The 12,221-nt window shown below is 64.7% G+C and carries 12 protein-coding genes; 3 read left to right on the top strand and 9 right to left on the bottom strand.

Annotated features, from left to right (window positions below; all coding sequences use genetic code 11):
• Nucleotides 1-2: 2 nt before the first annotated feature.
• Nucleotides 3-1,859 carry an extracellular solute-binding protein gene (locus GL300_RS02765; RefSeq protein ID WP_155038032.1) on the bottom strand — a complete coding sequence of 619 codons (1,857 nt, stop codon included), beginning with the start codon at nucleotides 1,857-1,859 and terminating at the stop codon, nucleotides 3-5.
• Between the two features lie 280 nt (nucleotides 1,860-2,139).
• Here GL300_RS02765 and GL300_RS02760 point away from each other — a divergent pair, with 280 nt between their 5' ends.
• Nucleotides 2,140-2,922, top strand: a complete 783-nt coding sequence (locus GL300_RS02760) for a 3-hydroxybutyrate dehydrogenase (RefSeq protein ID WP_155038031.1) — start codon at nucleotides 2,140-2,142, stop codon at nucleotides 2,920-2,922.
• On the opposite strand, the gene GL300_RS02755 is transcribed toward GL300_RS02760, so the two are convergent.
• Both GL300_RS02755 and GL300_RS02750 read right to left on the bottom strand, forming a co-directional pair.
• Nucleotides 2,919-3,398 (bottom strand): dihydrofolate reductase, encoded by a 480-nt coding sequence (locus tag GL300_RS02755; protein WP_155038030.1) that lies wholly within the window; start codon nucleotides 3,396-3,398, stop codon nucleotides 2,919-2,921. The two genes, GL300_RS02760 and GL300_RS02755, sit on opposite strands and share 4 nt — an antisense overlap.
• On the bottom strand, nucleotides 3,398-4,213 hold the full coding sequence (locus GL300_RS02750) for a thymidylate synthase (protein WP_155038029.1): 816 nt from the start codon (nucleotides 4,211-4,213) through the stop codon (nucleotides 3,398-3,400). Before GL300_RS02750 ends, GL300_RS02755 begins: the two co-directional genes overlap by 1 nt.
• Nucleotides 4,214-4,344: 131 nt before the next feature.
• Between GL300_RS02750 and GL300_RS02745 the strand changes: the two genes are divergently transcribed.
• Complete coding sequence (locus tag GL300_RS02745) at nucleotides 4,345-4,701, top strand: hypothetical protein (protein ID WP_155038028.1); 357 nt, start codon at nucleotides 4,345-4,347, stop codon at nucleotides 4,699-4,701.
• A 2-nt stretch (nucleotides 4,702-4,703) separates the two neighbouring features.
• Here the strand turns inward: GL300_RS02745 and GL300_RS02740 are convergent, their stop codons facing one another.
• The 6 genes from GL300_RS02740 to GL300_RS02715 all read right to left on the bottom strand — a co-directional run bounded on the left by GL300_RS02740 (nucleotide 4,704) and on the right by GL300_RS02715 (nucleotide 11,020).
• Complete coding sequence (locus GL300_RS02740; protein WP_155038027.1) at nucleotides 4,704-5,609, bottom strand: SMP-30/gluconolactonase/LRE family protein; 906 nt, start codon at nucleotides 5,607-5,609, stop codon at nucleotides 4,704-4,706.
• Complete coding sequence (locus GL300_RS02735; RefSeq protein ID WP_155038026.1) at nucleotides 5,606-6,556, bottom strand: ABC transporter permease; 951 nt, start codon at nucleotides 6,554-6,556, stop codon at nucleotides 5,606-5,608. Before GL300_RS02735 ends, GL300_RS02740 begins: the two co-directional genes overlap by 4 nt.
• Nucleotides 6,553-7,479, bottom strand: coding sequence for an ABC transporter permease (locus GL300_RS02730; protein ID WP_343042886.1), 927 nt, complete (start codon nucleotides 7,477-7,479; stop codon nucleotides 6,553-6,555). Before GL300_RS02730 ends, GL300_RS02735 begins: the two co-directional genes overlap by 4 nt.
• Nucleotides 7,476-8,924, bottom strand: coding sequence for a sugar ABC transporter ATP-binding protein (locus tag GL300_RS02725; protein ID WP_155038025.1), 1,449 nt, complete (start codon nucleotides 8,922-8,924; stop codon nucleotides 7,476-7,478). The genes GL300_RS02730 and GL300_RS02725 overlap by 4 nt, the downstream gene beginning before the upstream one ends.
• The gene (locus GL300_RS02720) at nucleotides 8,924-9,937 is read right to left on the bottom strand and encodes an ABC transporter substrate-binding protein (RefSeq protein WP_155038024.1); all 1,014 of its coding nucleotides are present in this window, start codon (nucleotides 9,935-9,937) and stop codon (nucleotides 8,924-8,926) included. The genes GL300_RS02725 and GL300_RS02720 overlap by 1 nt, the downstream gene beginning before the upstream one ends.
• 99 nt (nucleotides 9,938-10,036) lie before the next feature.
• Complete coding sequence (locus tag GL300_RS02715) at nucleotides 10,037-11,020, bottom strand: GntR family transcriptional regulator (protein WP_170297588.1); 984 nt, start codon at nucleotides 11,018-11,020, stop codon at nucleotides 10,037-10,039.
• Nucleotides 11,021-11,076: 56 nt separating this feature from the next.
• Between GL300_RS02715 and GL300_RS02710 the strand changes: the two genes are divergently transcribed.
• The gene (locus tag GL300_RS02710; protein ID WP_155038022.1) at nucleotides 11,077-12,132 is read left to right on the top strand and encodes an Ldh family oxidoreductase; all 1,056 of its coding nucleotides are present in this window, start codon (nucleotides 11,077-11,079) and stop codon (nucleotides 12,130-12,132) included.
• Nucleotides 12,133-12,221: the final 89 nt, after the last annotated feature.

Raw genomic sequence — 12,221 nt, 5'->3', positions numbered from 1 at the left:
TTTCAATTCCTTTCCTCGTACCACCAGGTTTCAGGCATGAATCCGGGCCAGTCCCCGTAAATGGGTGTATTTTCAGGATAATGCAGTTCAGCTTTATGCGCCAAACGAGAAATTCGTGAATAGCTGACCGGGATGACATAGCGCCCCGCAGTCAGGATGCGGTCCAGGGCGCGCACCGCGGCGCGGTAATCATCCTGTGTTTCGGCATGGCCCATCTCGGCGATCATCGCCTCGGCGGCGGGGGAATTCATGCCCATCCAGTTGCGGGTTCCGGTCTTTTTCACCCCGGCACTGCCCCAATACAGCATCTGTTCATTGCCCGGCGACAGCGACAGCCCACGTTCGTACCAGGTCATGTCGAACTGGTAGTTGTTGGTGCGTTGGACATATTGTGCGGAATCCAGCAGCGTGACCTGAGGCTTGATCCCCAGATTGCGCAGGGATTCGATGAAGATATCGACGATCTGCCGGGTTTCGGAGGCCGAGCGCATGGCGCTGCCCGACTGGTTCAGCAGGATCTCGAAGGCAAAGGGCCGCCCCTGCGCATCGCGCAATTCGCCCTCCTGCACGGTCCAGCCAGCCTGCGCCAGCAGGTCCAGCGCGGCGCGGATACCCTTACGGTCGATATGGCGGTCGCCGCCTTCGGGCAGGGTATAGCCCTCGATGGTGCCGGGGGGCAGGTCGGCGGCAAAGGGGGCCAGCAATTCGGCCTCACGGCCCGTGGCCGGACCGGGTTGCATCGCCAGTTCGGAATTGGCGAAATAGCTGGTGATCCGCGGGTCCTTGCCGCCGCTGAGGGTCATGTTGATGAAGCGGTAGTTGAAGGCGTCGATCAGCGCCTGCCGCACGCGCCAATCGGCAAAGACCGGATTGCGGGTGTTCATCACCAGCCCCATGATCCCCGAGGGGCGTTCATGCGGGATCTCAGCCTTGATCACCCGGCCCTCGCGCACGGCGGGGAAGGTGAAGTCGCGGTCCCAGCGCGCCGCGACCAACTCGCGCCAGACATCGGTCTCGCCGGCCTTGAAGGCCTCGAACATGGCATTGGCATCGCCGAAATAGTCGAAGCGGATCTGGTCGAAATTATGCAGGCCCTTGTTCACCGGCAGGTCGCGGCCCCAATAATCGGGATTGCGGCGGAAGCTGATGGCGCGGCCCGGATCGACCTTGTCGATGACATAGGGGCCAGTGCCGATCGGCGGCATCAGGCCCGACTGGCTGAAATCCTTGCCCTCCCATTGTGCCTTTTTCAGGATCGGGCGCATGCCCATCAGCAGCGCCAGTTCGCGGTCGGGCGTGTTGAAGGTGAAGCGGATCTTGCCGGGGCCGGTCTGCTCCATCTTGGCGACCTTGGACCAGACGGCGGTGTAGCGCGGATGGCCCTTGGTCCCCAGCGTCTCATAGGACCACATCACGTCCTCGACCGTGACCGGGCTGCCATCCGAGAATTTTGCCTGTGGCCGCAGGGTGAATTCGACCCATGTGCGCCCGGGATCGGTCTCGACGCTTTCGGCCAGCAGCCCATAAAGCGAGAACGGCTCGTCGATCGACCGCATCATCAGGCTTTCGGTCAAAAGCCCCGGCTGGGTGAAGATCGGGAAGACCGGATTGCCCATCAGGATCCAAGGATTGAGCGAATCAAAGGTTCCCGACTCGGCCAGTCGAATCGTGCCGCCCTTGGGCGCGTCCGGGTTGGTATAGGGCAGGTGGGTGAAGCCCGGTTTGAGGGCGGGTTCTCCATACATTGCAATGGCATGCATGGGATCGGCGGCACTTGCCAGCGGCATAGCTGCAACACACACGCCAAAGGCGAGCGCCCGCCAGATCGCGGATTCGTTAGAAATATTGAAGAATCGCATGCTCGATCGCCCTGTTTTCCGGGTCGGTTGTCTTGTCGTCGCCCAGATTAGCGATCCGTTCCGGCTGTGGCAAACTTACCCATTGGACTCAAGTGCCGAAAAGCGTATAGATAAATCACTGCTCGATAGGTTTCTTGCCTGTATGAAACCTGCCTCATGACTAGCGCCCGCCTTGTGCGGGCGTTTTTTTATGCCCTCGGCGGGTTCTTGCCCGGTTGTGCCTTTGCGGGATTTTCAACATCCTGCCGCCTGAATGATCCGGTCAGACAAGGGGGCAGGGATGTTTGCAAGGTTTCTCGAGGGCAAGACGGCGGTGGTGACCGGATCGAATTCCGGCATCGGTCTGGGCATCGCGGTCGAGCTTGCGCGGTCAGGCGCCGATCTGGTCCTGAACAGCTTTACCGACAATGACGACGACCACGCGCTGGCCGCAAGCCTTGCCGCCGAGCATGGCGTCACGGCCCGCTACATCCGCGCCGACATGTCCAAGGGCGACGATTGTCGGGCACTGATTCTGGCGGCGGGGCGCTGTGACATCCTCGTGAACAATGCCGGCATCCAGCATGTCGCGCCGATCCCGGAATTCCCGGCCGAGAAATGGGATGCGATCATTGCGATCAACCTGTCATCGGCCTTCCACACCACGGCGGTTGCGTTGCCGATGATGCGGGAGGCAGGCTGGGGGCGGGTCATCAACGTGGCCTCGGCCCACGGCCTGACGGCAAGCCCGTTCAAATCGGCCTATGTCGCGGCCAAGCACGGTATCGTGGGCTTCACCAAGGTCACCGGGCTGGAAACCGCCACCGATCCGATCACCTGCAACGCGATCTGCCCCGGCTACGTGCTGACGCCCATCATCGAAAAGCAGATCCCCGACCAGATGAAGACCCATAACATGAGCCGCGAAGAGGTCATCGCCAAGGTCATGCTGCAGCGCCAGCCCTCGGGGCAATTCGCCACGGTCGAGCAGGTCGGCGGCACGGTGGTCTATCTATGCTCGCCCGCAGCCGATCAGGTGACCGGCACGACGATTTCCGTGGATGGCGGCTGGACCGCGCTTTAACGGCGGCGGACCAGTTCGCGCAGGGTGAATTCAGGCCCGTCGCCCGGCAGGGTGCGGCGGGTCAGCTGGGTCCAGTGGCCCTCGTCAAAGGTGGGGAAGAAGGCGTCGGCCTCGGCGATCTCCAGATCGACCTCGGTCAGCATCAGCCGGTCGGCCAAAGGCAGCATCTCGCGATAGATCGCCTCGCCGCCGATGCCATAGATGCGGTTGTAACCGGCGTCATGGGCCATCGCGATGGCCTCAGGGACCGAGGAAGCCACATGCTCGGCCAGCGAGGCGTCGCGCGACACCACGATGTTCAACCGGTTCTTCAGCGGCTTGAAGGGCAGGCTGTCCCAGGTCCGGCGGCCCATGATGACGGCGCCGCCGGTGGTCTCGCGCTGGAACATCTTCAGATCCTCGGGCGAGTGCCACGGGATCTGGTTGTCCTTGCCGATGGCGGAATTGCGGGCGCGGGCGACGATCAGGGTCAGCATCAGACGGCCACCGGCGCCTTGATCGCCGGCGCAGGGTCGTAATCCAGAAACTCGAAATCCTCGAAGCGGAAGTCGAAGATCGACTTGACCTCGCGCGTGATCCGCAGCCGGGGCAGGGCGCGGGGTTCGCGCGCCAGCTGGGTCTGCACCTGATCCAGATGGTTCGAATAGATATGCGCGTCGCCCATCGTATGGATGAAATCGCCCGCCTCATAGCCGGTCACATGCGCCAGCATATGGGTCAGCAGCGCGTATGAGGCGATGTTGAACGGCACGCCCAGGAACATGTCGGCAGAACGCTGGTAAAGCTGCAGATGCAGCTTGCCGCCCTGAATGCGGACCTGCCACAGCGTATGGCAGGGCGGCAGGGCCATCTGGTCGACCTCGCCGGGGTTCCATGCGGAGACGATCAGGCGGCGCGAATCCGGGCTTTTGCGGATACGCTCGACCAGTTCGGCGATCTGATCGACCTCACCCACGACGACGCGGCCATCCTCGTCACGGACGGTCGGGAAATGCCGCCACTGGTGGCCGTAGACCGGACCAAGATCGCCCTTCTCATCGGCCCATTCGTCCCAGATCGAGACGCCGTTTTCCTTGAGGTAGCGGATATTGGTATCGCCAGACAGGAACCACAGCAGCTCATGCACGATGGATTTCAGATGCAGCTTCTTGGTCGTGACCAGCGGAAAGCCCTGATCCAGCGGATAGCGGCACTGCATCCCGAAATGCGAAATCGTCCCCGTCCCGGTCCGGTCGGTCGAGGGCTGGCCCTGTTCCAGAACGGTGCGCAGCGCATCCAGATATTGCCGCATGGGGGCCTCCTTCTCGGGTCGGAACTTTCGGCAAGGGCTAGCGCAAATGGCCCCGCAATGCAAAGCGCGGACTATTGCGATATAATCTAGTGCTTATATCGTGTATTCTATCCCCATGCGGGAGAGTGCCGATGAGTCTGTCCGAGAAATTCGTCGATCTGGTCTTTCTGGTCACCACCTGTCGCGGCGGGTCCGATCTGCACCGGCTTCAGGCGATGCATCGCAGTCCGATCTGCCCGCCGGGATGGAGCGTCCGCGCCGCCGGGCCGAGCTGGTTCCTGATCTGGTTTCAGGACCCGGCACGGCTGATCCGCCTGCGCGTGGTGCTGGTCCCGCGCCGCTGGATCGGCTTGTCGCGGGCCGAAAGCCTTGCACTGGTCGCGGATCAGATGGCGCGCATTGAAAGCGCGCCGTCGCAGAAACGCTCCAGCCCCGTCCTGCGCGACGCCCAGCACCGCATAGGCAGGGTGCTGGCGCGCCACTGGTAGCGTCAGCCGGGCCAGCCCGCCGCCGCCGCATTGACCGCCACCACATACAGGCTGGTCGTTGCGGTGATGAACAGCCGGTTCCCCCTCGGCCCGCCGAAACAGATGTTCGAGACGACCTCGGGGACGTTGATCTTGCCCAGCAGCGTGCCGTCCGGGGCAAAGACATGCACCCCATCCGCCGCCGAGGACCACAGGTTGCCGTTCGTGTCACAGCGGATGCCGTCCGGCAGGCCACGGTCGATCACGGCGAAGTCGCGGCCATTCGTGACCCCGTCGCCCTGCACGTCGAACACCCGGATCACCGAAGGCACGCCCGGATCGTGGCTGGAGCCCGACTCGGCCACGTAAAGCAGGCTTTCATCGGGCGAGAAGCACAGCCCGTTCGGTTGGGTGAAATCGGTAATGACCGGTTGGGGCGCGCCCCCGTCCGCCGGGATGCGCCAGACATAGCTGCCCCGCTGTTCGGGATCGGCGCGGTAGCCCTCCAGATCAGAGAGGATGCCATAGGTCGGATCGGTGAACCAGACGCTGCCATCCGAGCGCACCACCACATCATTGGGCGAATTTAGCCGCTTGCCCTGATAGCTGTCGGCCAGCACGGTGCGGCTGCCGTCATGCTCGGTCCGGCAGACGGCGCGCAGCCCGTGATGGCAGGTCACCAGCCGTCCCTGCGGGTCGCGGGTATTGCCGTTCGAGTAATCGGAATCCTCGCGAAAGATCGTGCAGCCACTCTCGGCGGTCCAGCGCATCATGCGATGGGCGGGGATGTCGGAAAATAGCAGCATCTGCGACAGGGGAAACCAGACCGGCCCCTCGGCCCATTCAAAGCCGCTGCCGATCTGGCGCAGCTGCGCATTGCGATGGATCAGCCCGGCAAAACGCGGGTCGCGAAGGTCGTAAAGGGTCATGGCTTGGCCTTTCTGCCGCTGGCAACGGCGACGATGGCGATGATGATTACCCCGGTCGACAGCAGGCGCACGCCCGCCCCCAGACCATAGGAATTCAGCATCGAGACAATCAGATACATGAACAGCGCCCCGGCCCAGATGCCCGGCACGTTGGAATTTCCACCCGCGATGGATGAGCCGCCGATCACGGTGACGGCAATGGACATCAGCAGGAACTCGGCCCCCATGTTCAGCGCCGCCCCGCCGGAAAAGCAGGCCAGCAGAAAGCCGGTCAGCGCCGCCATCATCGCGCAGATCACATAGGTCGCGGCACTGACGCGGGCGACGGGGACGCCCGCCAGCCGCGCCGCCCGCGCATTCTGCCCGATGGCGGAAACCCGGCGGCCAAAGCCCGACAGGTTCAGAAGCACCCAGAAGCCCATGCTGATCGCCAGTGCGACCCATGCAAGGTTTGGCACGCCCAGAAGATCGCGCCCGGTGGTGAACTCGGCCAAGGCGGGCGGCGGCTTGATCCGCAAGCCCCGGTTCGACCAGATCGCCAGTGATTGGTAGAGGAAGCTGGCCGAGAGCGTGGCGATGATCGGCGGAATGCGCAGCAGGCGGATCAGCGCGAAATTGGCGATGCCCACGCCCATGCCGATCAGCAGGGCGGAAAGCAGCCCGGCCAGCACCGTCACGGCCCCGCCATCCATTCCACCCATCAGCTTCAGCGACAGGGTACCCGCCAGCGTCATCGTGGCCGGGATCGACAGGTCGGTATTGCCCGGCCCCATGGTGATGACCAGCATCTGCCCCAAGCCCGTCAGGACCGAGAAGCTGCCGAATGTCAGGGCGGCGACGGCGAGGGCTGCGCCTCCGCCGCCGCCCGCACTCATCGACCAGGTGGCAAGGAAGGCCGCGAAGGCCGCGACCCAGGCCCAGAACCACGGCGCGCGATGCAGGGTCATGTCCGCTTCTCCGCCTGACGCACCAGCAGCCGCGCGGCCAGCACAAGGATCAGGATCGCGCCCTGAGCCCCGATCTGCCAATCGGGCGACAGGCGCAGGAAGGACAGGAAACTGCCCGCCAGCGTCAGGGTCAGCGCCCCGATCACCGCGCCAATGGGAGACACCCGCCCGCCGGTGAACTCTCCCCCGCCAAGGATCACGCCCGCGATCGACAGCAGCGTGTAGCGCAGTGCGATATTGGCGTCCCCCGACGTGGTCAGCCCAACCAGCGCCATTCCGGCCAAGACGGCAAAGCATCCCGCGACCGCATAGGCCATCGCCCGCAGCCGCACGGTCGAGCGTCCCGCCCGCGACACTGCCCGCGCATTCCCCCCCAAGGCACGCAGCCTGACGCCAAAGGCGGATCGCATGATCAGCAGATGCGCCACGCCCGCAATCAGCAGGCTCGCGATGATCGCCATCGGGACCAGCGGCGGTTTTGCCTTCATGATCGCGGTCAGCCAGACAGGCGAGGTCCCACCGGGCGAGGGCAGGATCAGCACCCCCGCCCCGCCCCAGACAAAGGACATGCCCAAGGTCACCACGATGGCGGGCAGTTGCCGCGCCTCGATCAGCGCGCCAAGGGCGGCATAGGCCAGCACGCAGCCCAGCAGCATCAGGGCCCCCAAGGCCGGATTGCCGGGCAGGATGGCGGCGGTGATGCAGGCGACAAGGCTGACGAAGGCCCCCATCGACAGGTCGATGTCATTCACCATGATGATGATCATCTGCGCCACCGTCGCCAGCGCGATCGGCACCGCCAGATTGAACAGCAGGTTGATCCCCACATAGCTCATGGCGCGGGGTTGCAGCCAGAAGACAGCGACGATCAGGATCGCCAGCGACAGGATCGGCAGGGCCAGACGCGGATTGATCAGCCTCACGCGGCATCCCCGAATTCGAAACTGGCGGCGAGGATGTTTTCCTCGGTGATGCGGGGGCCTTCCAGCTCGGCCGAGATCGCGCCGTCGCGAAAGACAAAGACGCGGTCGCAATTCAGGATCTCGTCCATCTCGGTCGAATACCACAGGAAGGTGCGGCCCTGCGCGGCCTCATGGCGGATCATGTCATAGACCTCGGTCTTGGTGCCGATATCGACGCCGCGCATCGGGTCGTCCATGACCACGACGGGCGCGCTGGTCGCAAGCGCACGGGCAAACAGCACCTTCTGCTGGTTGCCGCCCGACAGCGACAGGATGGGATTGCCCATATCGGGGGTACGGATGCCGATGCGCTTCTGCCAATCCGTGCCGATCGCGGTTTCCGCCGCGCGGTCGATCAGGCCATGGCGGGTCAGCGTCTCAAGCGCGGCCAGCGTCAGGTTGCGGCGGATAGACCAGACCGGCATCACCCCGTCGCGCCGCCGGTCGCCCGCGACAAAGACCGCGCTGGGCCGGGCGGTGCTGCGCCAGTCCGAACCTTGCGACAGGTAGAACCGTGCCAAGGCCTCGGCCTGACCATGGCCCGCCAGACCGGCAAGGCCCACGATCTCGCCCCGTCGGGCTTCGATCCCCTCGGGGGTGCGCAGGACGGTATCGCCCAGATTGCGGGCCTGCGCGGTGGGGCCGGGCTGGTTTCTGTCATCGGCGACATGGCCCATCGCATCGACCAGCCCCTGACGGCTAAAGCCCGAGGTGGGCCGGTCCGCGATGATCCGCCCGTCGCGCATGACCACGATGCGGTCGGCGACGGCAAAGACCTCGCCCAGCATGTGGGAAATGAAGATCGCAGCACCCCCAGCCGCGCAGAAGCGCCGGATGTGGGCCAGAAGCTGCGCCGAGACCTGCGCATCCAGCGAAGAGGTCGGTTCATCCAGCACCACCAGCCGGGCCGGGATCGGGCCTTCGGCGAAACCTATGGCGATCTCGACCATCTGGCTTTCGGCCAGCGACATGTCGGCGACCAGCATGTCGGGGCGGATGCGGTGACCGGGAAAGACCGCGTCCAGTGCCGTCCTGATGCGCCGAGCGGCAACCCGGCGCCAACCCCAGCCGTTCAGGTCGCGCTGCACCACTTGCAGGTTTTCCAGCACCGTCAAATTCGGGCAAAGCGTCCCTTCCTGCGAAATCGCGCGGATGCCCGCCATCCTGTGGTCGCTTGCACCGGGATAGCTGACCCGTCCGGCGCTGGGCGCGAAAAGCCCGGTGATCAGGTTCACCAGCGTCGATTTTCCCGCGCCGTTATGGCCGACCAGCCCCAGCGATTCGCCGGGGCTGACATGCAGGTCGACGTGATCCATGGCCTTGAGCGCGCCGAAGCTTTTCGACGCGCCCTCCAGCATTACGACCGGGGCGGCGCGCGCCCCGGCTTCGGTATCGCCTGACACCATCACTTGGACTCAGAGATCACTTTCTTGGCGTCGTCCTGGCTGTAATCGACATTCGTCACGCCACCTTCGGGCGTGTCCTTCAGCGACTGGTCCAGCGAGTCCTGCGTCACCGACAGGAAGGGCACGGTCAGGTCCTTGGGAACTTCCTGCCCGTCAAGGATCTGCTGGGCCACCCAGAAAGCCAGCGTGGACACCCCCGGCGCGATTGAGGTCGAGACGGTCTCATATTTGTTCGCGTCGCGCTGCTCGGCCCACCATTTCAGCTCATCCTGACGGTTGCCCATGATGATGATCGGGGTCGGGCGACCCGCTGCGGCAAAGGCCTGCGCCGCGCCGTAACCGTCGCCGCCCTGCGTCACCACCGCGGCGATTTCCGGCAGCGAGGGCAGGATGCCCGCCACCGCCTTTTGCGCCACATCCTGCGCCCAGTCGCCATTGACCGAACCCACGATCTTGAAGTTCGGATGCGCCTTCACGCCCTCATCAATGCCCTGATGGATTTCGTCATCGACCGAGACCCCGGCAAGACCGCGGATTTCCAGTAGGTTGCCGCCCTCGGGCAGGCGCGTGGCCAGATATTCGACCTCATCGCGGCCCATCTTGACGAAATCGACCTTGACCCGCCAGGCGCAGGGCTCGGTCACGATGCCGTCGAAGGACACGACCGTGATCCCGGCATCGCAGGCTTCCTTGATCGCGCCGTTCAGCGCGGTCGGAGAGGCGGCATTCACCACGATCGCGTCATAGCCCTGCAGGATCATGTTCTGGATCTGCGCGGCCTGTTCGGTCGCCTGATTTTCAGCGGTGGTGAAGGCGTCGGCACTGGCGACGACGCCATCGGCCACGGCCTTGTCGGTGACGCGTTTCCAGCTTTCCAGCATGGCCTGACGCCAGCTGTTGCCGGCGTAGTTGTTGGACAATGCGATCTTTTTCTGGGCCGTGTCGGCCATTGCCGGCGCACCAAGCGCCAGCGCCAGAGTGGTGGCAGTCAGCAGCAATCCCTTGCGGGTCATCTCCGTCTCTCCTCCCTGATCGGGCCCGGTCCGGGCCTCTCCCCAAGGCGCAGGATAGGCAAGATATCGCTTCTGCCTAGTAGGCTTTTCGGCGGACGTTCACGGGGTGATCCGCTCCAGATAGGACAGGGGTTCGGGCTGGATCATGTCCTGCACCGCCTCGATCCGCAGCATTGCGCGGCGGCGCGAGATGCGCAGATGCGCGACCAGTGCCGCCTTGGCGCTGTCGATGTCGCCGGTGCGCAACCGCGTGACGATTTCCAGATGCTCGGCAAGGAAGGGCTCGGTCCCGAACAGTTCCAGCGTCAGCTGATACAGGAGGTGATGGGCGATCAGCAGCGATTGTGGCAGGCGGATGGCGCGCAGCAGCGCGTCATTGCCGCAAAAGGACAGCAGCTCGACATGCAGGCGGTGTTCCAGATGGTCCAGCAGGGCCGCGTCGCGATGCGCATCCGGGGCCATCGCGGATTGCAGTTCGGCCTGCATGGCGTCCAGCAGGCCCGGCGGCAGATGCGGCAGGGCCTTTTCCATCGCCACCGGCTCAAGCAGCCAGCGCAGTTCGAACAACTCGTCGATATGGCGCGGGGTCAGGCCGGGGGCGATCCAGCGGCCGCTGTCATCCTTGGTGATGACGCCGCGATTTTGCAGCCTCCCGACCACGTCGCGGGCAATGGTGCGGCTGACGCCATGATGACGGGCCAGTTCCGCCTCGTTCAGGCGCCAGCCGCCCAGCGACGTGCGCGAGACGACCTCCATCTCGATCCGGGGATACAGCATCTCCCATCCCATGCGGGGGATCAGGCGGCGCGGGCCTTCGGCGGCGGGGGGCGAGGCGGGGGCGGGGCCGGTCGCCACCACCCGGTAGCGCCCGGATTGCTGCCGCTCCAGCAATCCCATCCCGGTCAGCGCTTCCAGCGCGCGGCGGGCCGGGGCGCGGCTGATGCCGAAGCGTTCGGCGATGCCCATCTGGGTCAGCGCGAGCCCGTCCGGCAAGCGGCCCTCGACGATGTCGCGCTGAAGCATCTGGGTCGCCTGCTGGTACAGGCGCGGGGCAAGTCGGGTCGGATCGGTGCTTTCAGGCATTGTGCGATCATCCGCGCTGTGGCTACTGTGTGCAAGGGACATTTCGGGGAGGAAACATGACCGACCAGCACCGCACCAGCCTGCACGAACTGGATCGCTTTTGTCGCGAGGCATTTCTGGCCGTGGGCGCGGATCAGGCAACTGCCGATGCCGCGACCCGCGCCATGCTGCATGGCACCCGCTTTGGCGTCGACAGCCACGGCGTCCGCCTGCTGCCGCATTATATCCGGGCGCTTGAGGGTGGGCGGCTGAACCGCAACCCCGCGCTCAAGACCGTCGGAGGCTTTGGAGCGGTCGAGGTGCTGGATGCCGACAATGCCCAAGGCGCATTGGGGGCCTATCGCGGGATGGAGCGCGCGGTGGCGCTGGCTGGGCAATTCGGTCTGGGTGCGGTGGCGATCCGCAACAATTCGCATTTCGGCCCGGCCGGGGCCTATGCGCTCGCCGCCGCCGAGGCTGGATTCATCGGTATAACCTTCTGTAATTCTGACAGTTTCGTGCGTCTTCATGATGGCGCGTCGCGGTTCCACGGCACCAATCCGATCGCGGTGGCGGTGCCTTGCGCCGGGGGCGATCCGTGGTTTCTGGACATGGCGACCAGTTCGATCCCCTATAACCGGGTGCTGCTTTATCGCAGCCTTGGGCAGGAACTGCCCGATGCGGTCGCCTCGGATTCGGCGGGGCAGGATGTCACCGATCCCCATATCGTCGACATGCTCGCGCCACTTGGCGGTGCCTTTGGCTTCAAGGGCGCGGCATTGGGGGGCGTGGCCGAGATTTTCAGTGCGGTCCTGACCGGGATGAAGCTCAGCTTCGATATCCTCAACATGGACGGGCCGGATTTCGAAACCCCGCGTCAGATGGGGGCCTTTGTGCTGGCGCTGAACCCGGAAGCGTTTCTGGAACGCAGCGCCTTTGATGCCGGAATGCGCCGCTATGTCGACACCTTGCGCAATTCCCCGGCCCGCGAAGGGGCCAAGGTCATGGCTCCGGGCGACCGGGAATGGGATGTGGCCCGCGGGCGTGCCGAATCCGGCGTGGTTCTGGACCCGATCACCGCTCAGGAATTCGCGGCCTTGGCCGACAGGCTGGGGATCGCTGCGGTGGCCTGACCAGTTAATGGGGGATTTCCTGCGGAATCCCCCGAAAAAATCCTTGACCGAGTCGGCAAACCGTCCCTAACCTGCAATTGGTCAAACCA

Origin of the sequence: Paracoccus litorisediminis (genome assembly GCF_009711205.1) — a bacterium.
Lineage (GTDB): Bacteria > Pseudomonadota > Alphaproteobacteria > Rhodobacterales > Rhodobacteraceae > Paracoccus > Paracoccus litorisediminis.
The sequence above is the reverse complement of the archived record's forward strand: the minus strand, read 5'-3'. Positions and strand labels throughout refer to the sequence as shown.